This is a genomic window from Rhodospirillales bacterium, from assembly GCA_016699855.1.
In the GTDB taxonomy this organism is placed as follows: Bacteria; Pseudomonadota; Alphaproteobacteria; order Reyranellales; family Reyranellaceae.
Window position 1 is genome coordinate 2,887,474 of the sequence record CP064988.1, and the last position, 24,770, is coordinate 2,912,243.

At 71.8% G+C, this 24,770-nt stretch carries 22 protein-coding genes and 1 tRNA gene; 11 read left to right on the forward strand and 12 right to left on the reverse strand.

Annotation, left to right across the window (positions count from 1 at the left end):
- The first annotated feature begins 46 nt into the window (after window positions 1-46).
- The 4 genes from IPK81_13615 (at window position 47) to IPK81_13630 (ending at window position 4,267) form a co-directional block, all read left to right on the forward strand.
- Window positions 47-1,441: an L-seryl-tRNA(Sec) selenium transferase gene (locus IPK81_13615; protein QQS10686.1), complete on the forward strand. Its 1,395-nt coding sequence runs from the start codon at window positions 47-49 to the stop codon at window positions 1,439-1,441.
- Window positions 1,438-2,217 carry a sel1 repeat family protein gene (locus IPK81_13620; GenBank protein QQS10687.1) on the forward strand — a complete coding sequence of 260 codons (780 nt, stop codon included), beginning with the start codon at window positions 1,438-1,440 and terminating at the stop codon, window positions 2,215-2,217. The genes IPK81_13615 and IPK81_13620 overlap by 4 nt, the downstream gene beginning before the upstream one ends.
- A complete protein-coding gene (gene selB, locus IPK81_13625; protein ID QQS10688.1) occupies window positions 2,214-4,160 on the forward strand; it encodes a selenocysteine-specific translation elongation factor in 1,947 nt (648 codons plus the stop codon). Before IPK81_13620 ends, selB begins: the two co-directional genes overlap by 4 nt.
- A gap of 11 nt (window positions 4,161-4,171) precedes the next feature.
- Window positions 4,172-4,267 (forward strand) — tRNA-Sec (locus tag IPK81_13630).
- Between the two features lie 37 nt (window positions 4,268-4,304).
- Here the strand turns inward: IPK81_13630 and IPK81_13635 are convergent.
- The 6 genes from IPK81_13635 to IPK81_13660 all read right to left on the reverse strand — a co-directional run bounded on the left by IPK81_13635 (window position 4,305) and on the right by IPK81_13660 (window position 11,577).
- Entirely contained in the window at window positions 4,305-5,642 is a 1,338-nt protein-coding gene (locus IPK81_13635) for a HAMP domain-containing histidine kinase (protein ID QQS10689.1), read from the reverse strand.
- Window position 5,643: 1 nt separating this feature from the next.
- Window positions 5,644-6,318, reverse strand: a complete 675-nt coding sequence (locus IPK81_13640; GenBank protein ID QQS10690.1) for a response regulator transcription factor — start codon at window positions 6,316-6,318, stop codon at window positions 5,644-5,646.
- 136 nt (window positions 6,319-6,454) lie between these two features.
- Window positions 6,455-7,897, reverse strand: coding sequence for a Do family serine endopeptidase (locus IPK81_13645; protein ID QQS10691.1), 1,443 nt, complete (start codon window positions 7,895-7,897; stop codon window positions 6,455-6,457).
- Window positions 7,898-8,031: 134 nt separating this feature from the next.
- Window positions 8,032-9,585: a DHA2 family efflux MFS transporter permease subunit gene (locus tag IPK81_13650; GenBank protein ID QQS10692.1), complete on the reverse strand. Its 1,554-nt coding sequence runs from the start codon at window positions 9,583-9,585 to the stop codon at window positions 8,032-8,034.
- 80 nt (window positions 9,586-9,665) lie between these two features.
- Window positions 9,666-10,217, reverse strand: a complete 552-nt coding sequence (locus IPK81_13655; GenBank protein QQS10693.1) for a carboxymuconolactone decarboxylase family protein — start codon at window positions 10,215-10,217, stop codon at window positions 9,666-9,668.
- 88 nt (window positions 10,218-10,305) lie between these two features.
- The gene (locus IPK81_13660) at window positions 10,306-11,577 is read right to left on the reverse strand and encodes an LLM class flavin-dependent oxidoreductase (protein ID QQS10694.1); all 1,272 of its coding nucleotides are present in this window, start codon (window positions 11,575-11,577) and stop codon (window positions 10,306-10,308) included.
- 164 nt (window positions 11,578-11,741) lie between these two features.
- On the opposite strand from IPK81_13660, the gene IPK81_13665 reads away from it, so the two are divergent.
- Window positions 11,742-13,067: a C69 family dipeptidase gene (locus IPK81_13665; GenBank protein QQS10695.1), complete on the forward strand. Its 1,326-nt coding sequence runs from the start codon at window positions 11,742-11,744 to the stop codon at window positions 13,065-13,067.
- Here IPK81_13665 and IPK81_13670 read toward each other — a convergent pair.
- Window positions 13,045-13,830, reverse strand: a complete 786-nt coding sequence (locus tag IPK81_13670; GenBank protein ID QQS10696.1) for a glutathione S-transferase family protein — start codon at window positions 13,828-13,830, stop codon at window positions 13,045-13,047. The genes IPK81_13665 and IPK81_13670 overlap by 23 nt on opposite strands.
- A 172-nt stretch (window positions 13,831-14,002) precedes the next feature.
- Between IPK81_13670 and IPK81_13675 the strand changes: the two genes are divergently transcribed.
- From IPK81_13675 to IPK81_13700, 6 genes are all read left to right on the forward strand, one after another.
- Window positions 14,003-15,601, forward strand: coding sequence for a GMC family oxidoreductase N-terminal domain-containing protein (locus tag IPK81_13675; GenBank protein QQS10697.1), 1,599 nt, complete (start codon window positions 14,003-14,005; stop codon window positions 15,599-15,601).
- Between the two features lie 104 nt (window positions 15,602-15,705).
- Window positions 15,706-17,340 (forward strand): thiamine pyrophosphate-requiring protein, encoded by a 1,635-nt coding sequence (locus IPK81_13680; GenBank protein QQS10698.1) that lies wholly within the window; start codon window positions 15,706-15,708, stop codon window positions 17,338-17,340.
- A complete protein-coding gene (locus IPK81_13685) occupies window positions 17,337-17,954 on the forward strand; it encodes a hypothetical protein (protein ID QQS10699.1) in 618 nt (205 codons plus the stop codon). The genes IPK81_13680 and IPK81_13685 overlap by 4 nt, the downstream gene beginning before the upstream one ends.
- Window positions 17,955-17,989: 35 nt before the next feature.
- On the forward strand, window positions 17,990-18,859 hold the full coding sequence (locus IPK81_13690) for a TauD/TfdA family dioxygenase (GenBank protein ID QQS10700.1): 870 nt from the start codon (window positions 17,990-17,992) through the stop codon (window positions 18,857-18,859).
- Window positions 18,860-18,940: 81 nt separating this feature from the next.
- On the forward strand, window positions 18,941-20,050 hold the full coding sequence (locus IPK81_13695; GenBank protein QQS10701.1) for an S-(hydroxymethyl)glutathione dehydrogenase/class III alcohol dehydrogenase: 1,110 nt from the start codon (window positions 18,941-18,943) through the stop codon (window positions 20,048-20,050).
- A gap of 43 nt (window positions 20,051-20,093) precedes the next feature.
- Window positions 20,094-21,269: a mandelate racemase/muconate lactonizing enzyme family protein gene (locus IPK81_13700; GenBank protein QQS10702.1), complete on the forward strand. Its 1,176-nt coding sequence runs from the start codon at window positions 20,094-20,096 to the stop codon at window positions 21,267-21,269.
- Here IPK81_13700 and IPK81_13705 read toward each other — a convergent pair.
- The 5 genes from IPK81_13705 to IPK81_13725 form a co-directional block, all read right to left on the reverse strand.
- Entirely contained in the window at window positions 21,229-21,813 is a 585-nt protein-coding gene (locus tag IPK81_13705; protein QQS10703.1) for a GNAT family N-acetyltransferase, read from the reverse strand. The genes IPK81_13700 and IPK81_13705 overlap by 41 nt on opposite strands.
- On the reverse strand, window positions 21,806-22,414 hold the full coding sequence (locus IPK81_13710) for a helix-turn-helix domain-containing protein (GenBank protein QQS10704.1): 609 nt from the start codon (window positions 22,412-22,414) through the stop codon (window positions 21,806-21,808). Before IPK81_13710 ends, IPK81_13705 begins: the two co-directional genes overlap by 8 nt.
- A gap of 216 nt (window positions 22,415-22,630) precedes the next feature.
- Window positions 22,631-23,497 carry an enoyl-CoA hydratase gene (locus tag IPK81_13715; protein ID QQS10705.1) on the reverse strand — a complete coding sequence of 289 codons (867 nt, stop codon included), beginning with the start codon at window positions 23,495-23,497 and terminating at the stop codon, window positions 22,631-22,633.
- 24 nt (window positions 23,498-23,521) lie between these two features.
- The gene (locus IPK81_13720) at window positions 23,522-24,364 is read right to left on the reverse strand and encodes an SDR family oxidoreductase (GenBank protein QQS10706.1); all 843 of its coding nucleotides are present in this window, start codon (window positions 24,362-24,364) and stop codon (window positions 23,522-23,524) included.
- A 2-nt stretch (window positions 24,365-24,366) separates the two neighbouring features.
- Window positions 24,367-24,762 carry a RidA family protein gene (locus IPK81_13725; GenBank protein QQS10707.1) on the reverse strand — a complete coding sequence of 132 codons (396 nt, stop codon included), beginning with the start codon at window positions 24,760-24,762 and terminating at the stop codon, window positions 24,367-24,369.
- Window positions 24,763-24,770: the final 8 nt, after the last annotated feature.

A 24,770-nucleotide genomic window follows, 5' to 3' on the forward strand; every position in this document is an offset into this window, starting at 1 on the left:
AATCCTCCGCGGGCCCGCGCCCGCCGTCTCGCGTGACGAGCGACCGATGACTTCAGAGCCCTCCCGACTGCCCGCCGTGGACCGCGTCCTCAACGACGCCGCGATGCGCGACCCGATCGAGCGCCACGGCCGCGCGCCCGCGACCGACGCCGTGCGCGCCGCGCTGGCCGATCTGCGCGCCGCGCGCGCGACCGCCGACGCCGCCGGCGTGGCGGCGCTGGCGGCGCGCCGGCTCGACGCCGAGATGGCGCCGTCGCAGCGGCCGATGATCAACCTCACCGGCACCGTGCTGCACACCAATCTCGGCCGCGCGGTGCTGGCCGACGAGGCGATCGCGGCGATGGACGCGGTGCTGCGCGCGCCGTCGAACCTCGAGTACGACGTCGCCGGCGGGAAGCGCGGCGAGCGCGACGAGCACGTGCGCGGCTGGTTGCGCCGGCTGACCGGCGCCGAGGACGCGATCGTCGTCAACAACAACGCCGCCGCCGTGGTGCTGGTGCTGAACACGCTGGCGCTGGGCCGCGAGGTGCCGGTGTCGCGCGGCGAGCTGATCGAGATCGGCGGCGCCTTCCGCATGCCCGACATCATGGCGCGCGCCGGCTGCCGGCTGGTCGAGATCGGCACCACCAACCGCACGCATCTACGCGACTACGACGGCGCCGTCGGCGCCGACACCGCGATGTTGATGAAGGTGCATCCCTCGAACTACGCCGTGGTCGGCTTCACGACGGCGGTGCCGGAGCGCGAGATCGCGGCGCTGGCCCGGTCGAAGGGCCTGCCGTTCGTCAACGATCTCGGCAGCGGCCAGCTCGTCGACCTCGGGCGCTGGGGTCTGCCGCGCGAACCGACCGTGCGCGAGGCGATCGCCGACGGCGCCGATCTGGTGACGTTCAGCGGCGACAAGCTGCTGGGCGGGCCGCAATGCGGCCTGATCGTCGGCCGCAAGGACCTCGTGGCGAAGCTGGCGAAGAACCCGCTGAAGCGCGCGCTGCGGCTGGACAAGGGCCGGCTGGCGGCGTTGGAGGCGACGCTGCGCCTCTACGCCGACCCCGACCGGCTGGCCGCGCGCCTGCCGACCCTGCGGATGCTGACGCGTCCGACGGCCGAGATCGAGGCGGTGGCGGCGCGGATAGCGCCGGCCGTCGCGGCGGCGCTGGCGGGAGCGGCCGATGTCGCGATCGACGTCTGCCACAGCCAGATCGGCAGCGGCGCGCTGCCGGTCGACCGGCTGGAGAGCCGCTGCCTGTCGCTGCGGCCGCGCGCCGGCGCGGACGGCAAGCGCGGCGGCGGCGCGGTCGACCGGATCGCGGCGGCGTTCCGCGCCCTGCCGGTGCCGGTGATCGGCCGCGTCGAGGACGGCGCGCTGCGCTTCGACCTGCGCTGCCTCGAGGACGAGGCCGGCTTCACGGCGCAGCTCGCGCATCTGCGGATCGGCGCATGAGCCTGCTGGCGCGCCTGCTGCGGCGTCCCGTCGTCGAGTCGACCGACGCGGCGTTGGAGCGCGCGCGTCTGGCGTTCGAGGCGGGCGACATCGCGGCGGCCTTCGCCGTCTGGCACGAGCTCGCGCACAAGGGCGTGGCGCGCGCGCAGAGCAATCTCGGCGGGCTGTTCGCCACCGGCGCCGGCGTCGAGCGCGACGACGAGGAGGCGGCGCGCTGGTTCCGCATCGCCGCCGAGGCGGGCGACTCCGGCGCGCAGCGGAACCTCGCGCTGATGTACTACGAGGGCCGCGGCACCGATGGCGACCTGGCGCAGGCCGCCCGCTGGTACCGCGCCGCCGCCGAGGCCGGCGACGGCGAGGCGCGCAACATGCTGAGCTGGATGGCCTACGAGGGCGTCGGCATGGACCGCGACTGGATCGAGGCGCGGCGCTGGGCCGAGATCGCCGCGGCCGACGGCAACGCCTCGGCGATGTGCCGGCTCGGGCAGATCCACCACAACGCCCATGGCGTCGAGCGCGACCCCGCGGCGGCGGCCGGCTGGTTCGCCAAGGCGGCGCGTCTTGGCGACGCCGAGGCGCAGGCGATGCTGGGCGCCGCCTACCATCTCGGGCTGGGCGTCGATCGCGACGCCGTCCAGGCGTGGCGCTGGCTGACGCGGGCGCAGCGCCAGGGCAACGAGATCGCCGCCGGCTTCGTCGTGCGGGCGCGGCCTCTCACGCGGGCCGACGAGATGGCGGAGGCCGAGCGGTTGATCGCCGCCGGCGACGACGCATGATCGTCGGCACGGCGGGCCACATCGACCACGGCAAGACGACGCTGGTGCGCGCGCTGACCGGCGTCGACACCGACCGGCTGCCGGAGGAGAAGGCCCGCGGCATCACGATCGACCTCGGCTTCGCCTATCTCCCGCTGGGAGACGGCGGCACGCTGGGCTTCGTCGATGTGCCGGGCCACGAGAAGTTCATCCACAACATGCTGGCCGGGATCGGCGGCGTCGACTACGCGCTGCTCGTGGTGGCGGCCGACGACGGGCCGATGCCGCAGACGCGCGAGCATCTCGCCATCCTGGACCTGCTGGGCGTGGCGCGCGGCGCCGTCGCCATCACCAAGTCGGACCTCGCCGACGCGGCGCGGCTCGACGCCGTCGAGGCCGAGATCCGGAACCTGCTGGCGCCGACCACGCTGCGCGACGCCGAGATCCTGCGCGTCTCGGCGCAGGACGGCGCCGGCATCGCCGATCTGCGCGCGCTGCTGGAGATCGAGACGGCGGCGACGGTGGAGCGCCGCACGCAGGGGCGCTTCCGCATGCCGATCGACCGCTGCTTCACCGTCGCCGGCGCCGGCACGGTCGTCACCGGCACCGTGTTCGCCGGCGAGACGCGGCCCGACGACCACCTGGTGCTGCTGTCGAACGGCGCCGACGCGCGCGTCCGCGGCATCCACGCCCAGAACCGCGCCTCCAAGGTCGGACACGCCGGCCAGCGCTGCGCCCTCAACCTCGCCGGCCCGCGCATCGCCAAGGACTCGATCCACCGCGGCGACTGGCTGGTCGCGCCCGAGCTGCGGCGGCCGACCGACCGCATCGACGTCCGCTTGCGCCTGCTGCCGGACGAGCCGCGGGCGCTGCGCCACTGGACGCCGGCGCATCTGCATCTCGGCGCCGCGCACGTCATGGCGCGGATCGTGCTGCTCGACGTCGAGACCGTCGCGCCGGGCGGCGGGGCGCTGGCCCAGCTCGTGCTCGACAAGCCGGTCGGGGCGCTGCACGGCGACCGTCTGATCCTGCGCGACCAGTCGGCGCGGCGCACGATGGCGGGCGGCGTGGTGCTCGACCCGTGGCCGCCGGCGCGCTTCCGCCGCCGCCCCGAGCGGCTGGCGATCCTCGAGGCGCTGCGCGAGGAGCGGCCGGCCGAGGCGCTGGCGGCGCTGGTGGAGCCGCCGCCGCATGTCGTCGACCTCGGCGCCTTCGCGGTCGCGCGCAACCTGACCCCGGACGCCCGCGACGCCGCCGTCGCGGCCGCCGGGCTGACCGCCTTGGCGACGCCCGACGGCGCCGCCGGCCCGTTCGGCTTCGCGCCGGCGCGGCTGGCGGCGCTCCAGTCGATGGTCGTGGCCGCGCTGGACGCGCAGCACAAGAAGCAGGCGACCAGCGTCGGCCTCGAGCCGGAGAAGCTGCGTCTGGCGTTGCCGGAGAAGATCGCGGCGGCGCCGTTCTCGGCCGTCGCGGCGTCGCTGCTGACGGCGCGGACCATCGAGGCCGAGGGCCCGTGGCTGCGTCTGCCGGGCCATAGCGTCAAACTGTCGGCCGGCGACGAGCGCATCTGGGCGCGGGTGCGGCCGGTTCTGGAGGAGTACCGCTACGGGCCGCCGAGGGTGCGCGACTTCGCCGACGAGTTCGATTTCCCCGAGCCGGCGGTGCGCGAGATGCTCAAGCGGCTGGGCAAGATGGGCGTCGTCTGGCAGGTGGCGCCGGACCATTTCTTCCTGCGCGGCGCGGTGGTCGAGATGGCGCGCATCGTCGACGAGCTGGCCACGGCGTCGCCGACCGGGACGTTCAAGGCGGCGGAGTTCCGCGACCGCATCGGCGGCGGCCGCAAGGTCGCGATCCAGATCCTGGAGTTCTTCGACCGCGGCGGCGTCACCACCCTGCGCGACCAGCAACGGGTGGTGAACCGCGACCGCCACGAACGATTCGTCAAGAGCGCGGGGCCGTCGTAGACTCCGCCCACGGAAGGGAATCGTCCCCGGTGGGGCGGCTGGACTTCAAATCCAGTAAGGGCCGTAAGACGGTCCTTCGTGGGTTCGACTCCCACTCCTTTCCGCCAGGATTTCCGCCACACGCCACGTCGCGCCGCGTCGTCGTCAAGTGGCGCGCGGCAGCGCCAGCCGCGCCCGGAGCCCGGGCGCGTTGTCTTCGAGCGACAGCCGACCGCCGTGCAGGCGGGCGATGGCGGCGACGAGAGACAAGCCGAGCCCGGAGCCGGGCGTCGCGCGCGCCGCCTCGCGGCGATAGAAGCGTTCGACGACCCGCGGCCGCTCGTCGGGCGGAATCCCGGCGCCTCGGTCCGACACGGACAGCGTGACGGTGGAGGCGTCGGCGTCGGCCGACAACGCGATCGGGCCGGCGCCGTGCTTGAGGGCGTTGTCGAGCAGGTTGGCGAGCGCCTGCGCGAGCAGCTGACGGTCGCCGCGCAGCGTCAGGACCGGCGGCGCGTCGACCGCGAGGACGCGCCCGGCCGCCTCGGCGAGCGGTTCGTAGATCTCGGCGACGCCGCGCAGGATTCCCGCGACGTCGACGTCGGCGAACGCGGTGCGCCGGGTGCCGGCGTCGATGGCGGCGATTCTCAGGAGCGACTCGAACGTGCCGAGGATGCCGTCGATGTCGGCCAGCGCGTCGCGCAGCCCGTCGTTCGACGCGCCCGCCTCGCCGCCGTCGGCCAGCCGTTCGAGTCGGCCGCGCAGCGCGGCGAGCGGCGTGCGGAGGTCGTGCGCCACGTCGTTGGACACCTGGCGCATAGCCTCCATCAGCTGCTGGATGCGGTCGAGCATCGTGTTCAGCGTGGCGGCGAGCGCGTCGAAGGCGTCGCCGCTGCCGTCGCGCGGCACGCGGACGGCGAGGTCGCCGGCCATGATGCCGTCGGCCGTCGCCGCGACGCCGGCGACCCGGCGGCGGACGACGCGGCCGAAGAACCATGTCGCGGCCACGGCGCCGCCGGCCGCCAGCGCGAGGCCGAGCGCCAGCGCCTCGACGATGCGGGCGCGCAGCTCGAGGCGCTCGGTGACGTCGCGGCCGACGACGATGACGAAGCCCTCGCGCACGGCGGCGGTGTAGAGGCGCGCCTGCGTCCGCCGGCCGTCGCGCGCAAGCGGCGCCGTCGACCAGCCCGTCGCGCGCGCCGTGTCGGGACCGGCCTCGATGTTGCCCACGACGCGGCGGCCGGCAGAATCGCTCACCAGGTAGAGCGCGTCCGGTTGCGGATCGCGCGCGATCCGGCCGCGGATGGTGTCGACGAGGCCGCCGAGGCCGTCCTGCCGGTACGCCTCCGACAACGCCTGGGCGTCGGCGGCGATCAGCCGGTCGATCGACCGGTCGAGGTAGAGCGCGGTCTGCCAGAAGACGATCCCCAGCACGGCCGCCGTCGCCGCGGTCCACAACGCGGCGAAACCGGCGCTCAGACGGAAGCTGGTCGACAGGCGCATCTCAGACCCGCAGGACGTAGCCCGCGTTGCGGACCGTGTGGATCAGCGGCCGGCTGGATCCCGCGTCAACCTTGCGGCGCAGGCGGCTGATGTGCACGTCGACGACGTTGGACTGCGGCTCGAAGTTGAAATCCCAGACATGCTCGAACAGCATCGTGCGCGTCACCACGTGTCCGGCGTGCCGGACGAGGTACTCGAGCAGGCGGAATTCCTGCGGCAGCAGGTCGATGGCGCGGTCGCCGCGCCGCGCCGTCCGGGCGAGAAGGTCGATCTCGAGGTCCGCGACGCTCAGGCGCGTCCGTTCCTCGGGCGTCGTGGCGCGTCGCGCTATCGCCGACAGGCGCGCCGAGAGTTCGGAGAAGGCGAACGGCTTGGCGAGATAGTCGTCGCCGCCGGCCTTCAGCCCCTTCACGCGCTCGTCGACATCGGCCAGCGCGGACAGGATCAGCACCGGTGTGCGCTTCCCGGCCTGCCGCATGGCCGCGAGGATGCCGAGTCCGTCGATGCCGCCGGGCAGCATGCGGTCGAGCACGACGGCGTCGAAATCCTCCGACAGCGCCAAGGTCGCGCCGGCGCGACCGTCGGCCGCGTGCGCGACGACATGGCCCTCCGCCTTCAGACCGGATTCGATGAAGGAGGCGACTTTGGGATTGTCTTCGACGAGGAGAATGCGCATGGCGGCCCGGCTCGGCCATGCATCGTCCCGTGGACGTGTGGCGTCAAGGGGCATGGGCCGGCCCCCGGGCGGGCGGCGGCCGCCGGGGTCTGACCTGGCGCCGCGCCCGCCGCCGCGCGCGTTCCAAAGAGACCGGCTAGCCCGTCGGCGCGTCGAAGGTCAGGCCGAGATACAGGTTGTGGCCGTTCCGCTCGACCAGCACCGCCGCGGCCGATTTCCTTTGCCCGCGGATCGCGCCCAGCTTCTCGATCGCGTCCGCCGGCGAGTCCACCGCCGCCCGGTCGATCTCGACGATCACGTCGCCCGGGCGGAAGCCCCCCCGGTCGGCGGGGCTGTCCGCCTTCACGTCCACGACAACCGCGCCCGGCCGCCCTTGCGCCGGCGCGAGCGACAGGCCGATGGGCGGTCGGCCGGCCGCTTCACCGGGGCGGTCCTCGGCCGTCGCCCGCTGCTCCTGGGCGCGCCCGATCGACACCGGCAGCGCCTGCCGCTTGCCGTCGCGCCACACCGCCACGTCGACGCGGGTCCCGCGCGGCAGCGCCGCGATGCGGCGCGCCAGCGCGCGGCTGTCGTCGATCGCGCCGCCGTCGACGTTCAGCACGACGTCGCCGCGGCGGATGCCGGCCTTGGCGGCGGGACCGGCCGGGTCGAGATCGACGATCAACGCGCCCTTGGCCTCGGGCAGCCCCAACGCGGTGGCCATCGACGGGCTGACGTCCTGGAGACTGGTCCCCAACCAGCCGCGCTCGACCCGTCCGTGGGCGCGCAGCTCGGCGACGATCTGCCGGACCTGGTTGGACGGGATGGCGAAGCCGACGCCGACGCTGCCGCCGGTCGGCGAGTAGATCGCCGTGTTGACGCCGATGACATTGCCGGCGATGTCGAACGACGGTCCGCCGGAATTGCCCTGGTTGATGGGCGCGTCGATCTGCAGGTAGTCGTCGTAGACGCCGCCGCCGATGGCCCGGCCGCGCGCCGACAGGATCCCCGCGGTGACGGTACCGCCGAGGCCGAATGGATTGCCGACCGCCACGACCCACTGGCCGGTCAGGATCTTGTCGGAATCACCCAGCGCCACGGCGGTCAGCGGCTTGCCCGCATCGACCTTGAGGAGGGCGAGGTCCGTGCGGGCGTCGACGCCGACCACCTTCGCCGGCAGTTCGCGACCGTCGGACAGGACCACCATGACCTCGCGGGCGCGGGCGACGACGTGGTTGTTGGTCACGATGTAGCCGTCGGTGTCGATGATGAACCCGGAGCCGAGCGCGCGGACGCGCTGGGCCGGCGTCTCTCGGCCGTGACGGCCGAAGCGGCGCTCTGGCGGCGTGCCGCGCAGCTCCGGCGGCGCGCCGGCGGACTCGATGTCGGGACGCGGCTCCTGCGTCACGGCGATGGCGACCACCGCCGGCGCGACCTTCGCCACCAACGCCGAGAAATCGGGCGCGCCGACCACGAGCGGCTGGGTCAGCGGCGCCGCGGGGGCGGCCGTGGCCGGCGCGGCCAGCGGGGCGAACGCGAGCGTCAAGGCCACGGCGGCGACGCCGCCGAGCAGGTGCGATGCGAAGGATCTGGATTGCATGGACGGGGACTCCCTTGGGCGCGCGCGTCGGCGCGTCGACGGGGAGATACTGGTCCGGGTCGGCCGACACCGCATTGCGGCCGCATGAATTCGATGTCATGTGGCCGCTCCGCGGTGGAGCGCGCCGCTCCCGGCTATGCGCCGGCGCGCCGCCGCGCGAACAGGAACGCCAGGGGCGCGGCGACGACCGGCACGATCGTCATCAACGCGAAGGCGTTGATGTAGCCGATCATGCTGGCCTGGCGGTGCAGCTCGGCGGCCATGCGCTCGTAGGGCGCGGTGCCGCCGAACGCGCCGTAGGCGGCGGTCCACGGCGCCACCGCCTCGGCCGAGAACACCGTCACCGTCGTCGACAGGTTGACGCCGGCGGCGGCCGTGGTGTGCACCAGCACCAGCAGGGTCATCGAGATGTAGAAGCTGCCGCCGAGCATGCGGATCAGCGCGAACACCGAGTTGCCCTGCGTGAGCTGCTTCACGGGCATGGTCGAGAACGCCAGCACCGCCATCGGCGTGTAGGCCAGCCCGAAGCCGAAGCCGTGCAGCATGTTGGTCCACAGCACGTCGGCCGTGGTCATGTTGATGTCGAGCGCGCACATCCACCAGCCGGCGCCGGCCTGGATCAGCAGCCCGGCGCACAGGCACGCCCTGGGCGCGTGGCGCGTGAGCTGCGCCACGATCAGGAACGACATCAGGTTGCCCAGCCCGCGGGTCGCCAGCAGGTAGCCGATGATCGTCTCGGGATAGCCGCGCAGCTCCTGCAGCAGCGGCGGGAACAGCACCATCGTGGTGTACTGCAGCATCCCCATCACCAGCGCGACCGCCGTGCCGACCGCGAAGTTGCGGTCGGCGAAGACGCCGGCCTCGAACAGCGGATCGCGCGCGGTGTTCATGTGGATGACGAACATCGCCAGGAACACCGCCGCGAGCGCGCACTCGATCACGATCTCCGGCGAGTCGAACCAGTCCTCGCGCTGGCCGCGGTCGAACATCAGCTGGGTGGCGGCGATCGCCACGCCGAGGAACATGTAGCCGGTGAGGTCGAAGCGCCGCGCCGTGCCGCGCTCCTGGTCGTTCAGCGCCGCCATCACCAGCGCGGCGCTGGCGACGCCCAGCGGCAGGATCAGCAGGAAGGTCCAGCGCCAGCCCAGCAGGTCGGTCACCACGCCGCCGAAGGTCGGCCCGAGGATCGGCCCCATCACGCCGCCGACGCCCCACATCATGATGATGAAGGGATGCTGGCGGCGCTCGAAGCTGGCCAGCAGCACGGTCTGGCCCATAGGGAAGATCGGCGCGCCGAACGCGCCCTGCACGACGCGCAGGAACAGCAGCGTGTCGAGCGAGCTCGTCATGCCGCATAGCATCGAGGCGACCGTGAACCCCGTGACCGAGCAGATCATCAGCGTTCGCCAGCCCAGCCGCGCCGCCAGCCAGCCGGTCAGAGGCGTCGCGACCGCCGTGGCCACGAGGTTGAACGTCAGGACCCAGGAGATCTGGTCCTGCGTCGCGGAGAACGCGCCCTTGAGCTGGGGCAGGATGACCGTGACGCTGGTCGCGGTCAGGCCGAACAGGATGGTGGTGAACTGGACCGACAGCAGGATCAGCCACTGGCGCGCGGTGATCGCGTCGCCGGCCGCCGGGGCGGCGGCGGCCGGCGGCGTCGCCACCGCGCCTCGTCCGTCGCTCGCCATGCGCCACCACCTCCCGATGCGTCGCGCCGCCCGTCGTCCGTCATCGGTCCGAAGGGCCGTGCCGTCGCGGGGGCGCGCCGCTACTTCTTCGCGCCCGGGAGGAAGTCGTCGAGCGGGACGCCGAAGCTGTTCAGCGCCCACGACACGAGGTTGTACTGGCCGATGGTGAACACGACGTCCATCATCTGCTCGGTCGAGTAGGTCTTCGACAGCGTCGCCCAGGTGGCGTCGGACACGACCGAGTTCTCGTAGAGGTCGTCGGCGGCCTGCATCAGCGCGGCGTCGTGCGCGTTCCAGTCGGCCGTCGGGCCCTTCTTGACGCGCTCGATGTCGGCGTCGGAGAGGCCGCCGCGCTTGGCGATCAGCTCGTGCTGGGCGAACTCGTACTCCGCCTGGTTCAGCCAGCCGATGCGCAGGATCAGCATCTCGCGGTCGCGGAACGGCAGGCTCTGCTTCGACAGGATGTGGCCCGCGAACGGCGTCCAGCGCTTCACCAGCTTGGGGTGGTTGGCCAGCACCTTGAAGATGTTGAAGACGCGGCCGTTCATCGCGTTCTTCTCGACCGTCTCGCGGTCCTCCGCCGCCATCGTCGACAGGTCGCGCATGGGAATGCGCTGCGTGCGCTTGATCACCGGGTTTCCTCCATATCGGTTCTTTCACGCCGCGCGCCGTCGAGGGCGCGCGGCGGTCTCCGGGCGCCGCGTCGCGACGGCGCCGCCGTCACTCCGCCGCGTCGGCCTTCTTCGCGTCCGGCATCGGGACCGCGCCCGGCCGCCAGCCGCCGCCCTGCGGCGCCAGCGCCATCTGCTTCATGGTCGCCTCGAGCGCCGCCTGGGCGCGGGCGTCGCCCTTGATGGTGGCGCGGATCGATTCGGCGCGGCCGGTCATCAACTCCAGCTGATGGGCCGCGAGGAACTCGGCCGAGGCCTTCTGGTTGCGGGTGTAGCCGTTCAGCTCGGGCACGACGTAGCGCGCGAACAGCTCCCACGAGCGCAGGGTGGCCTCGCGGTTGGCCCAGTCGTGCACGAAGCCGAGCACCACGCCGAAGCCGCCGGTCACCTCCTGCAGGTTGCGGATGGTCGCGACCAGCTCGTCAGGCGTGCCGACGACCGAGGCGCCGACGCCGCTGCCGACCGCGCCCGCCACCTGGTCCATCAGTTTCCAGCGGTCGTCGACCGCCTTGGCGCCGAGCTGCCCGAGCACCCGCACGCGGTACTCGTTGTGCCACCAGAACAGCCCGTCGACGGCCTCCTTGCGGGCCTGCTCCTTCGACTCGGCGAGATGCCACGATAGCAGCACGCGCCAGTTCTTCCGGTCGACGGTCTTGCCGTGTTTCTTCGCCGACTCCTCGGCGAAGCTCCACTGCACCGGCAGCGCCTGGAGGCCCTCGGTCGAGGTCGACGCGATCGACAGCACGCCCATGCCGTACTTGCCGGCGAGCTGCATGCCCGACGGGCTGATCGAGGACGCCGCCGCCATCGGCAGCTTCTCCTGCAGTGGCAGGAGCTGGAGCTGCGCGTCGTTGAGCTGGAACCAGTCGCTCTTGGCGGTGAAGCGCTCGCCCTCGAGCAGACGCACGATCACGCCCAGCGCCTCGTCCTGGCGGTCGCGCAGCAGCACCTGGTCGATGCCGAAAGTGCGGGCGTCCGACGGCAGCGCGCCCGGACCCGTGCCGAACAGCACGCGGCCGCCGGTCATGTGGTCGAGCTGCACGATGCGCTGCGCCACGTTGAACGGATGATGGTAGGGCAGCGACACCACGCCGGTGCCGAGCTTGATCCGCTTGGTGCGCTCGCCGGCGACGGCGAGGAACATCTCCGGCGAGGCGATCATCTCCCAGCCCGAGGAGTGGTGCTCGCCGCACCAGAACTCGTCGTAGCCCAGCCGGTCGAGATGGGCGACGAAGTCGAGGTCGCGCTGGAACTGGAGGGTGGGGTGCTCGCCGACGGGGTGGTGCGGCGCGAGAAAGGCGCCGAACTGGAGACGTTTCACGGAATCTCTCCTGGGTCGCTTCGGATGACCTGCCGGGGCTGAACCTACCGCGGCGCCGGGGCCGGGCCTAGCGGCGGAGCGATGCGCCGATGGCCGGGGAGGGCCGCGGTTGCGGCGGCCCGGTCGGCCGGTAAAGTCGCGACCGGGACCCGGGGGGATGGCCGATGTGCGACACGATGATGGCGACCGCCGACAGATCGCGCGACGGCGCCACGCTGTTCGGCAAGAACAGCGACCGCGAGCGCAACGAGGCGCAGCTCGTCGAGATCCTGCCGCGGCGGCGGTACCGCGCCGGCGCGCGGTTGCGGCTCACCCATGTCGAGATCGACCAGGCGCGCGAGACGCACGCCGTCCTGCTGTCGCGGCCCTACTGGATGTGGGGGGCGGAGATCGGCGCCAACGAGCACGGCGTGGTCATCGGCAACGAGGCGGTGTTCGCCAAGCGGATGCCGTCGCCGTCGCCCGGTGTGCTGGGCATGGACCATCTCCGGCTCGGTCTGGAGCGCGCCGCCAGCGCCGACGAGGCGCTCGACGTGATGACGAAGCTCCTGGAGCGGCACGGGCAGGGCGGCAATTGCGGCCACGCGCTCACCCGCACCTACCACAACTCCTACATCATCGCCGACGCGGCCGGCGGCTGGGTGCTCGAGACCGTCGGCCGCGACTGGGTGGCGGAGCGCGTCCGGGGCGTGCGCACGATCTCCAACGCGCTATCGATCGGCGCCCGCCACGACCGGATCGCGGCGCCGCTGGCGGCGCGGCTGGATGGCGCCCCGGTCGCCGCGACGCTGACGAATCCCCGGCGCGACGGGCTCTCGCAGGGCCACCAGCGCTGCGCCCGGTCGGCGACGATGCTCGGGCGCGCCGGCGACAGCCTCGACATCCACGCCATCATGTCGGCGCTGCGCGACCACGGTCCGAAGACCCGCCGGTGGCATCCGGACCAGACCGAGACCAAGGCGATCTGCATGCACGCCGCGTGGGGCGGCAGCGGCGGACAGACGACGGGCGCGATGGCGAGCTGGCTCAAGCGTGGCCGCCGGCCGGTGCATTGGGTCACGGGTTCGGCGGCGCCGTGCCTGTCGGTGTTCAAGCCGCTGTTCGTCGATCTCGGCCTGCCCGCACGCGAGCGCGCGCCCACCGGGCGTTTCGATCCGCGGACGCGCTGGTGGCGACACGAGCGCCTGCACCGCGCCGTGCTCGAGGACTACGCCGCGCGCGCCGCGGTCGTCGCGGCCGAACGCGACGCGATGGAGGCGGGTTTCGTCGCGCGCGTCGCCGCCGTGGTCGACGCCGACGCGGCGGCGCGGCGCCGCGTCGTGGCCGCGTGCTGGGCCGAGGCCGACGCCGCCGAGGCGCGTTGGCTCGCCGCGGTGTCGGCCATGCCGGTCGCGGCCCGAGCGGCGTTGGGTTACCGGCGGGCCTGGTCGAAGTTCAATCGCGCCGCCGCGTTCCCGGCGCCGGCGGTCACGACGATGGCGGCCAGCTGAATCGGATGTTGTCCTTCGCCAGACCGTCGAGGACGACCTGGATGCCGCCGGATTTGACCATCCATTCAAGCCGGTGGTCGCGGTACTCGCGGCGGAACGTGCCCGACGCCAGCCGGTCGGCGGCGCCGGCCATGCGATCGGCGGCGGCGTCGAACTCCGTGAAGGTCAGCGCCACCGAGGGCCGCTCGCGCGCCCGCGCCAGCCAGCGCGACAGCGGCGAATCGGCGGCCGGCCCGAGGCCGTAGTAGACGGAGCGGTTGAGGTAGGGGGCGACAGAGAGGTCGGCCCAGCCGAACGCGTCGCCGCCGAACCAGTCCTTCGCGCCGAGCCGCTCCGCCAGCCAGCTCTGGACGTGGCGCGTCTGCGCCGCCGCCGCCGCGCGCAGCGTGTCGGCCCGCGCGCCCTCGGCGCGGCGGAACCATTTGATCTCGCCGAGGCCCCAGTTGATCGCCTCGTAGTGCGTGTCGCACATCTCCTCGACCATCCGCGCGCCGGCCCGCGCCACGGGATCCGAGGGCAACAGCGGCGGCGTCGGCCATTTGTCCTCGATGTACTCGAGGATGATGGTCGAATCGAAGATCCGCGCCTCGCCGTCGATCAGGGTCGGCACCTCGACGCGCGGGTTGGCGTCGGTGAAAGCCGACGGCGCCGCGCCGGAACCGAGCGTCGCCGGGGTCTCCGGCGTGAACGGGAGGCCCTTCTCGCGCAGCGCGATCTTCACCTTCTGCGCGTAGGACGACAGGGGGTGTTCGTACAACAGCATGGGACGGCTCCAGCGCGGGGCGTTGGCTGGCGACGTTACGGCACGCCCGCGCGCGCCGCGAGTCGACCGTCCCGCCCTCGTCGCCGGCGGAAACATGCGCTAGCCTGCCGTCCCGCACCGCCGGACCGCTGGAACAAGCGCGCCGCGGTGTCGATGGCGGGGGAAACGCTCGATGTCAGAGACATACGACTACATCATCGTCGGCGCCGGTTCGGCCGGCGCGGCGCTGGCCGCGCGGCTGACGGAGAGCGGCCGCTCCAACGTGCTGCTGATCGAGGCCGGGCGCGCGAGCCATCCCTATTCGCGCTATCCCATCAGCTTCGGCCTGCTGATCGACCATCCCGGCGCCAACTGGCGCTACGAGTCCGACCCCGAGCCGGGCACCGCCAACCGCCGGATCCCGGTGCCGCGCGGCAAGCTGCTGGGCGGTTCCAGCGCCATCAACGGCCTGGTCTGGGTGCGCGGCCAGCAGCTCGATTACGACACCTGGGCGCAGATGGGCGCGCGCGGCTGGAGCTGGCAGGACGTGGCGCCGGTGTTCAAGCGCATCGAGGATTTCGAGCGCGGCGACGACGGCGTGCGGGGCGCCGGCGGGCCGCTGCACGTCTCGGAGGTGCCCGACCAGAACCCGCTCTACGACGCGCTGTTCAAGGCAGCGGTGGCGGCCGGATTCAAGCTCAACAAGGACTATAACGGCGAGGACCAGGAGGGCGTGGTCAAGACCCAGGCCAGCATCCGAGCCGGCCGGCGCATGAGCGTGGCGCACTGCTACCTCGAGCCGGCGATGCGGCGGCCTAACCTGCGCGTGGTGACCGAGGCGTCGACGCGTCGCGTGCTGCTGGAGGGGACGCGCTGCGTCGGCGTCGAGTACGAGGCCGGGGGCCGGATCGTCGAGGCGCGCGCCGGCCGCGACGTGATCCTGTGCGCCGGCGCCGTCGCCACGCCGCAGATCCTCGAGCTGTCCGGCATCGGCCGGCCGGACGTGCTGGGCGCCCACGGTATCGCCGTGAAGCACGCGCTGGGGGCGGTCGGCGAGAATTTCCGCGACCACATCAACGCCCGCATCGTGTGGCGGGTGAAGGATCCCAAGGTCTCGTACAACCACATGGCGCGCGGCATCGGCGCGGTGGGGCAGGCGCTCCGTTACATGACGACCAAAGGCGGCTTCTTCAGCCTGCCGTCGGCGCCGCTGCTGGCCTTCCTCAAGACGCGGCCGGAGCTGGCGACGCCGGACGTGCAGATGCACCTCGTGCCGTACTCGATCAAGGATCCCAAGCGGCGCAAGCTCCAGGACTTCCCGTCGATGACGGTGGCCTGCTACCAGCTGCGGCCGGAGAGCCTGGGGTCGATCCACATCCGCTCGGCCGATCCGCGCGAGCAGCCCGCCATCCGGTTCAACTTCCTGGCCGATTCGATCGACCAGCGGGCGATGGTCGACGGCTTCAACATGATGCGCAGGATCGTCGAGGCGCCGCCGATGGACGCATTGCGCGGCGAGGAGTTCTCGCCCGGCAAGGATGTCGCGAGCGACGAGCAGATCCTGACCTGGATCCGCGAGAACTCGCAGACCGCCTACCACCCGATCGGCACCTGCCGCATGGGCCCGGCGGGCCCGAAGACCGTGGTCGACGACAAGCTGAAGGTGCACGGCATCGAGGGCCTGCGGGTCGCCGACGCCTCGATCTTCCCGACCATGCCCTCGGGCAACACCAACGCGCCCTCGATCATGGTCGGCGAGAAGGCCGCCGACATCCTCCGCGCCGCCGCCTGAGCCGCCGCCGGCCGTCCGGCATGGCTGGCGCGCGCCGGCCCGGCTGGACCGGGCGGCGGACGGACGCCAAGATCGCCGGCAACGGCAATAGGGGAGAGACGACCATGAAGCTGGGCCCGGCGATCGCCGAGATCCTCAAGCGCGAAGGCATCGAGATGGTCATCGGCTATCCGGTGAACCACATCCTCGAGCACGCCGCCGCCGCCGACATCCGGCCGATCATCGTGCGCCAGGAGCGCATCGGCCTGCACATGGCCGACGCCATCTCGCGCCTCACGCGCGGCCGCAAGATGGGCATGTTCGTGATGCAGCACGGCCCCGGCGCCGAGAACGCCTACGGCGCGGTCGCGCAGGCCTACGGCGAGTCGGTGCCGGTGCTGGTCATGCCGATGGGCTACGCGCGGCGCATCGCGCACATCCCGCCGAACTTCAACTCGACCATCGCCATGGCGCACGTGTCCAAGCACGCCGAGCCGATCACGTCGGGCAAGGAGCTGACCAACATCATGCGGCGCGCCTTCGCGCAGCTGCGCAACGGCCGCGGCGGGCCGGTCGTGATCGAGGTTCCGACCGACGCCTTCGCCGACGACGTGCCGGAGCCCCTCGACTACACGCCGGCCTTCACGACGCGCAGCGGTCCTGACCCGGACGCCGTGCGCGAGGCGGCGAAGCTGCTGGTGGCGGCCAAGCGGCCGGTGATCTACGCCGGCCAGGGCGTGCACTGGGCCAACGCCTACGCCGAGCTCAAGGAGCTGGCCGAGCTGCTGGCGATCCCCGTCTGCACCAGCCTCGGCGGCAAGAGCTGTTTCGACGAGACGCATCCGCTGTCGCTGGGCGCCGGCGGCCGCGCCGTGCCCAAGCCGGTGCACCACTTCCTGCAGGAATCCGATCTCATCCTCGGCATGGGGTGCAGCTTCACCGAGACCAGCTTCGGCGTCGCGATGCCGGCGGGCAAGACGATCATCCACGCCACGCTCGATCCGATGTACCTCAACAAGGACGTTAGGGCGACGATGGGCCTGATCGGCGACGCGCAGCTCACGCTGCGGGCGTTGATCGAGGCGTGCAAGGCCCTGGCCGGCGGGACCAAGCGCGACGCCTCCGCGGTGGCGGCCGAGATCAAGGCGGTCGAGGCGGAGTGGATGAAGGAGTGGCTGCCGAAGCTGACCTCCGACTCCGAGCCGCTCAATCCCTACCGCGTGCTGTGGGAGCTGCAGAAGACCGTCGACGTCGCCAACACCATCATCACCCACGACGCCGGCAGCCCGCGCGACCAGCTCTCGCCGTTCTGGAAGACCACGGCGCCGTTCACCTACATCGGCTGGGGCAAGACAACGCAGCTCGGCTACGGCCTCGGCCTGGCGATGGGCGCCAAGCTGGCGTGCCCGGACAAGCTCTGCATCAACGTGTGGGGCGACGCCGCGATCGGCTTCACCGGCATGGATTTCGAGACCGCCGCGCGCGAGCGCATTCCGATCCTGTCGATCCTGATGAACAATTTCTCGATGGCGATCGAGCTGCCTGTGATGAAGGTCTCGACCGAGAAGTACCGCAGCACCGACATCAGCGGCGACTACGCCGCCATGGCGCGCGCCTTTGGCGGCTACGGCGAGCGCGTCACCAAGGTGTCGGAGATCGCCGCCGCGATCCGCCGCGGCATCGAGCAGACCAAGGCCGGCAAGCCGGCGCTGCTGGAGTTCATCACGTCGAAGGAGATCTCGATCTCGACGTTCAAGTGAGGGCGCGCCGCGTGCGCGTGGCGGTGGCTGGCGCCCTGGCGACGGTCCTGACGCTGCTCGCTACGGCGGCGCGAGCCGACACGATCGAGCTGTCGCTGCGCCTGGTCGACGGGAAAGGGGCGCCGAAAGTTTCGACGCCGGTACGGGTGGTGGTCGACGGTGAACGCGATCCGCGTGGTCCGACGGCCGGTGCGACGCTCGTCGCCGACGCCGATGGCCGTGTCGCTCGGGTGGTCGAGGCGCCGGTCGGACGGCGCTGGGTGCCCGGCGCCTACTACCTGCCGAAGCGCGTCGATTCGATCGCCGTCGGCGTGGAACTCGAGCTGGTGGGGCACCTGGCGCTCTACTGGATCACGGTCGACGATCACGGCCGGGACGGGGCGCTGCTCGGTATCGAGGCGTTCGTCCAGGGCCGCGGCGGCGCCTTCGACGCTGCGCTCGTATATGTCGCCCCCGCGTCGTGGCGGTTTCCCGACGCGCCGGGCGGACCGCTGCTCACCGACATCGGCGCGGCCGTGCGCGGCGGGTCGATGGAGTCGAGCGCCGGACCGGACGGCAAGCGCAGATGGCGCGTCGCGGTCGAGATGGAGAAGCGGGAGTTCGCGCGGCGCTGAGGCGTCGACGCGGCGGATCGACGGAGGAGGAAGCGATGCCCGACACCATGGTCTCCCAGGCCGGCGCGATCCGCGTCGTGCGCACCGAGGGTTCGTTCGGCGCGCGGATCGAGGGCTTCGACCGCGAGGCCGCCAGCGACGCCGCGACGCGGGCGCTCCTGGTGGAGGCGTTCCACGACCACCAGCTGCTGGCGTTCCCCGGCGCGCCGATGACGCCGGAGACGATGCGCGCGTTCACGTCGATCTTCGGCGATCCGGTGCCGCAAGTGCTGCGCTACAAGCGCGTCGGCGACGTCCCGGAGGTGTCGCGCATGGTCAGCACGATCAAACCGGACGGCGGCACCGACAAGACCGCGATCCGCTCGGAGACGTGGCACAGCGACGATTCCTACATGGAGACGCCGGCCAAGGCGACGATCCTGCACGCGCACGTGATCCCCAGCCATGGCGGCGCGACGTGGTTCTGCGACATGTACGGCGTCTACGCCGCGCTGCCCGACGCGCTGCGGCGCCGGGTCGACGGCAGGATGGCGGTGCACGGCTACGACACCGTGCGGGCGAAGAACCGCCCCTCGGCGCGCACGCCGCAGGAGATCGCCGAGACGCCGGATGTGATCCATCCGCTGGTGCGCACGCATCCGGAGACCGGCCGCAGGGCGCTCTATCTCAACTTCAACCGCCTCGACCACATCGTCGGGATGCCGCGCGACGAGAGCGACGCGCTGCTCGACGAGCTGGCGGCGTTCGCCGAGCAGCCGCGCTTCCACTACGGCCACCGCTGGACCGTGGGCGACGCCATCCTGTGGGACAACCGCTGCCTGATGCACCGCGTCGTGATCGACTACCCGCCGGGCGAGGAGCGCATCATGCTGCGCACGCTGCTGCGCGGCGACCGCCCGGTCTGAGACGCCTGCGAAACGATTCGCGCGCCAGCGGCGCCGCGCTAGGATGCCGGCCGACCCGACAACGCCCGAGGAAAGCGTCCTATGAAGACCCGCGCCGCCGTCGCCTTCGAAGCCAACAAGCCGCTGGTGGTCGAGGAGCTCGATCTCGACGGGCCGCGCGCCGGCGAGGTGCTGGTCGAGATCAAGGCCACCGGCGTCTGCCACACCGACGAGTTCACGTGGTCCGGCGCCGATCCCGAGGGGTTGTTCCCCGCGGTGCTCGGCCACGAGGGCGCGGGCGTGGTGCTCGAGGTGGGGCCCGGCGTGTCTTCGGTGAAGCCCGGCGACCACGTGATTCCGCTCTACACGCCGGAATGCCGGCAGTGCAAATCCTGCCTCTCCGGCAAGACCAACCTCTGCACCGCGATCCGCTCCACGCAGGGCAAGGGCGTGATGCCGGACGGCACCAGCCGGTTCTCGTACAAGGGCCGGGTGGTGCACCACTACATGGGCTGCTCGACCTTCGCCAACCACACCGTGCTGCCGGAGATCGCGTTGGCGAAGATCCGGCCCGACGCGCCGTTCGACAAGGTCTGCTACATCGGCTGCGGCGTGACCACCGGCATCGGCGCCGTCATCAACACCGCGAAGGTGACGCCGGGCGCCAACGTCGTGGTGTTCGGCCTCGGCGGCATCGGGCTCAACGTCATCCAAGGCGCGCGCATGGTCGGCGCCAACATGATCGTCGGGGTCGACATCAATCCCGGGCGCCGGCCGATGGCCGAGAAGTTCGGCATGACGCATTTCGTCAATCCCAAGGAGATCGGCGGCGACGTCGTGCAGCACCTCGTGGCGCTCACCGACGGCGGCGCCGACTACAGCTTCGAGTGCGTCGGCAACGTCGAGCTGATGCGCCAGGCCCTGGAGTGCTGCCACCGCGGCTGGGGCGTGTCGACGATCATCGGCGTCGCGGGCGCCGGGCAGGAGATCAAGACGCGGCCATTCCAGCTCGTCACCGGCCGGGTGTGGAAGGGCACGGCGTTCGGCGGCGCCAAGGGCCGCACCGACGTGCCGCGCATCGTCGACTGGTACATGGACGGCAAGATCAACATCGACGACCTGATCACGCACGTGCTGCCGCTGGAGCGGATCAACGACGGCTTCGATCTGATGCACAGGGGCGAGTCGATCCGCACCGTCGTCGTCTACTGACGACGCGCGGCGGACCGCCGGTCATCGAGGGGGAGGGGACGCCATGAAGATCGCGCGCATCGAGGATCTGCACTGCGACGCCGGCTGGCGCGTGTTCTCGTTCCTCAAGATCAGCACCGACGACGGCCTGGTCGGCTGGTCCGAGTACAACGAGAGCTACGGCAGCAAGGGGCTCAGCGCCGTGATCCGCAAGCTTGGCGAATTGCTGATCGGAAAGGATCCGCGTCCGGTCGAGCGAATCTCGCAGATGCTCTATTCCATCACGCGCCAGGCGCCCGAGGGGTTGAACCGCCAGGCCATCGCAGCGATCGAGAACGCGCTGCTGGACGTCAAGGCGAAGGCGCTGGGAATTCCCGTCTACGCGCTGTTCGGCGGACCCGTGCGCGACCGTCTGCCGCTCTACTGGTCGCATTGCGGCAGCTACCTGCTGAACCACGCCGACAAGATCGGCGTGCCGCCGGTGCGCGGCCTCGACGACCTCGTCACCCTGGGCAAGCGGGTCAAGGACAGCGGCTTCAAGGCGCTGAAGACCAACATATTCCGCTTCGACGGCAGGCCGCCCTACATGCAGCAGCCCGGATTCGGCCGCACCGCCGGCGGACCGGAACTCAACCACGACGGCGCGACCATCGCGGCGCTGCGCGACGAGCTGTCGGCGTTCCGGCAGGGCGCCGGCCCGGACATGGGAATCCTCGTCGACCTGAATTTCAACTTCAAGACCGAGGGCTTCATCAAGATGGCCCGGGCGCTGGAGCCGTTCGACCTGTTCTGGCTGGAGATGGACACCTACGACGCCGAGGGGCTGCGCCTGATCCGCGACCGCGCGCCGATGCCGGTGGCGTCGTGCGAGTCGCTGCACGGCCGCCGCCAGTTCCGGCCGTTCCTCGAGAACCGCTCGATGGACGTCGCCATCGTCGACGTGCCGTGGAACGGGCTGCAGGAATCCGTGAAGATCGCCGCCATGGCGGAGCCCTACGAGATCAACTGCGCGCCGCACAATTTCTACGGCCACATGTCGACCCTGATGAGCGCGCATTTCTGCGCCGCGATCCCGAACTTCCGCGTCATGGAGATCGACGTCGACGACATCCCGTGGAAGGACGACCTCGTGACGCATCCGCCGGTGATCGAGAACGGCGAGCTGGTCGTGCCGACGCGCCCCGGCTGGGGCGCCGACATCAACGAGGAGGTCGTCCGGGCGCATCCGCCGCGGACGTGACGGCCGGCAGCTCGCGGTAGAACACCGTCGTGTCGCACGGCGCGCCGTCGGGCATGAGCGCGTAGTTCGGGATGACCCCGACCCGCCGCCAGCCCAGCCGCGGGTAGAGGCGCTCGGCGTCGCCGCCGGTCGCGGTGTCGAGCACCAGCACGGTCCGGCCCGCCGCGCGCGCCGCGTCCTCCGCCGCCCGCATCAGCCTCGCGCCCAGGCCGCGGCGTCGCCCGCGGCGGTGGACCAGCATCTTGGCGATGTCGGCGCGGTGCGGCTGGTTCTCCGGTCCCGCGAAGACCAGCTGCACCGTGCCGACGATTCCGCCGGAATCCTCGGCCGCCAGCAGCACGCGGTCGCCGGCGGCCACGCCCGCGACCACGCCGCGCCAGAATCCGACGGCGGTGCCGCGCGCGATCGGCGCCATGAAGCTCACCGACGCGCCGCCCTCGACGCAGTCGATCAGCACGTCCGCGAGCTCCTCGACGCGTCGCGCCGCCTCTTCGCCGGAGAGGGCGCGGATGGCCGGATCGGGGGTGGTCGCGGCGTCAGCCATGGTCTCTCCCCGTCGCGACGGCGACGATGTAGCGCGCGGCCTGGCGGCCGGGGTTGCGGAAGCCGACCGGGCCGGCGACGCGCATGGCCAGGCAGTCGCCGGCGGCGAGATGGTGCGTGGTCCCGTCGTGCGAGATGTCGAGCGATCCGCCGACGACCCAGATCTGCTGGTCGAACGGCGCGCGCGATGGCGCGTCGAGCGTCACCTCGCGGCCGGCCCCGAACATCACCTCGACCAGCTCGATCGCCGAATCGACGCCCGGCGGCGACAGGTTGCGCCGCTCGTAGCCGCTTTCCGGATCGCGCCAGCGCCGCTGGCCGGCGCGGCGGCTCACCGGCGCGGCGGGCGCGGCCGGCGGCTCGAACAGCGCGGAGAGCTTCACGTCGAGCGCCGCCGCCAGCTTCACGAGGACGGCGGCGGTCGGGCTGGCCTCGCCGCGCTCGACCAGCGAGATCATCGAGCGGCTGACGCCGGCGCGCATCGCCAGCGCGTCGAGGCTGTCGCCGCGCGCGGCGCGCAACGCCCGCACGCGCGCGGCGATGGCCGCCTCGACGTCGGGCGTCTCGTCCGCCACTGGGGCTGGTCTGGAACGGGCTGGCATGTCCTCCATTATATTGGAGGCAACGTCCAGCGCAAGAGAGGGAGCTCGCGCCGCGTCCCGTCGCAGGGTACGCACCGCGTCCGGCATGTCATCCCGAGCGGGGGCGCGTAGCGCCGCAGGCGAAGCATCTTTCCGCGGGGCGTGGACGAACAAGGTCCTTCGACTGCGCGCCTGCACAGGACGACGGGAAGAGGTGCCGTGCGGGCGCCGCGGCGTCTACTCGGCGGCGGCCTTGGCGGCGTTGGCCTTGGTCTGCATCGGGCCCATCAGGCCGGTCGGATCGACCAAGGTGCCGTGGTTCAGCATGTTGTGGGCGTGCGCGAGGTGGTGCAGGGCGAAGGACGTCTGCATCGCCGCGCGGCGGCCCTGGACGTCCTGCGCCGTGTTGACCGCCTCCTTGACCAGCTTCAGCGCGAACAGCGGCTTCTTGGCGATGCGCTCCGCCATCGCCAGGCTGAAGGACAGAAGCTCGGCCCGCGGCACGACGTGGTTCACCATGCCCAGGCGGTGCGCCTCGCGCGCCTCGATCCAGTCGGCAGTGAACAGGAACTCCTTGGCCTTGCGCACGCCCATCTCCCAGGGGTGCATGAAGAACTCCGCGCCGCCCACGCCCATCGCCACGGAATGGTCGAGGAACGCCGTGTCGTCGGCGGCGATGATGATGTCGCACGGCCACATCAGCATCAATCCGCCGATGATCAGCTTGCCGTGCACGGCGGCGATCGTCGGTTTGGGGATGTTACGCCAGCGTTCGCAGAAGCCGACATAGACCTCCTTCTCGCGCGCGAACTGGGCCTCGGCGCCGGGCTTGCCGAAGCCGCCCCAGGTCTCGACCGTCTCGTGCTTGCGCATGTTGGCGTGGCCGTCCTTCTCGCGCAGATCGTGGCCGGCGGAGAAGTGCGGACCGTTGGCCGACAGCAGGATGACCTTGATCTCGTCGTCCTGGGCGGCGCGGTCGAACGCGTCGTTCAGAGCGTAGAGGAACGCGGTGTCCTGCGCGTTGCGCGTATCCGGCCGGTTCAGCGTCAGATGCGCCACGTGCGGCAGCGGCGTGTCGTAGAGGATGATGTCGGTGTCGCTCACTGGAGCCTCCATCGCGCAAGAGAATCAGCCGGCGGCCGGCTTGCCCAGGTAGTCGCCGGTCGGCGACGGTGACTCGGACGAGCCGGCGGTGGCGCCGGCGTCGACCGGCAGGATCACGCCGGTGACCCAGCGGGCGGCGTCGCTCGACAGGTAGAGCACGGCGTTGCCGACGTCCCAGCCGCTGCCCTCGACCTCCAGCAGCGAACGCTTGCGGCGCGCCTCGCGCTGCGCGGGCGTCATGCCGCGGGAATAGACCATCGGCGTGTAGACCATGCCCGGCGCGACGCAGTTGACGCGGATGCCCTCGCGGCCGTGGTGCGACGCCATCGCCCGGGTGAGCTGCACCACGGCGCCCTTCGAGGTCGGGTAGAGCAGGCTGGGATGCCCGCCGCGCAGGCCGGCCACCGAGGCGATGTTGACGATCGAGCCGGCGCCGAGCTTGCGCATCTCCGGGATCGCGTATTTCGCCATCAGCACCATCGACGTGACGTTGATCCGCATCGCGTGGTCGAAGGCGGCGATGTCGACGTCGACGGCGTTGCCGACCGGGCCGCCGACGCCGACGTTGTTCACCAGCGCGTCGACCCGGCCCCACGCGCCGGTGGCGGCGTCGATGGCGGCCTTGCAATGCGCCGCGTCGGTGATGTCGGCCTTCGCGACCAGGCAGGTGCCGCCCTCGTCGCGGATCATATTCGCCGTCGCCTCGGCCCAGTCCGGCATGCTGTCGATCAGCAGCACCTTGGCGCCGGCGCGCGCCAGCAGGATCGACGCGGCGCGGCCGTTGCCGATGCCGTCGGCGCGCGAGCCGGCGCCCGTGACGACGGCGACTTTTCCGTCCATGCGGTCGTAGCGGGGGATATCGGCCATGTTCAGACACTCGACCCGACGATGGCGACGGCCTCGATCTCGACGAGAAGCTCGGGCGCCGCCAGGGCCGAGATCTCCACCAGCGTGCTGGTCGGGAAGTCGCCGGTGAAGAACTCCTGCCGCGCCTTCCAGACCTCGGTGTTCCTGGCGATGTCGGTGACGAAGATCGTCAGCTTCACCACATCGTTCATCACGCCGCCGGCCGCCTCCACGAGGTGTTTCATCTTGGCGAAGATCGCCTTGGACTGGGCGTACATGTCGGCGCCGTCGACGCCCGCCGGTCCGCGCGCCGTGAGACCGGACACGTACACCGTGTCGCCGATCTTGAGGCAGGTCGACCAGCGGCCCGGCGGCGGCTCGGTGACGTGCGGACTGATGATTCGCGTGCGCTTGGCCATGGCGTCCT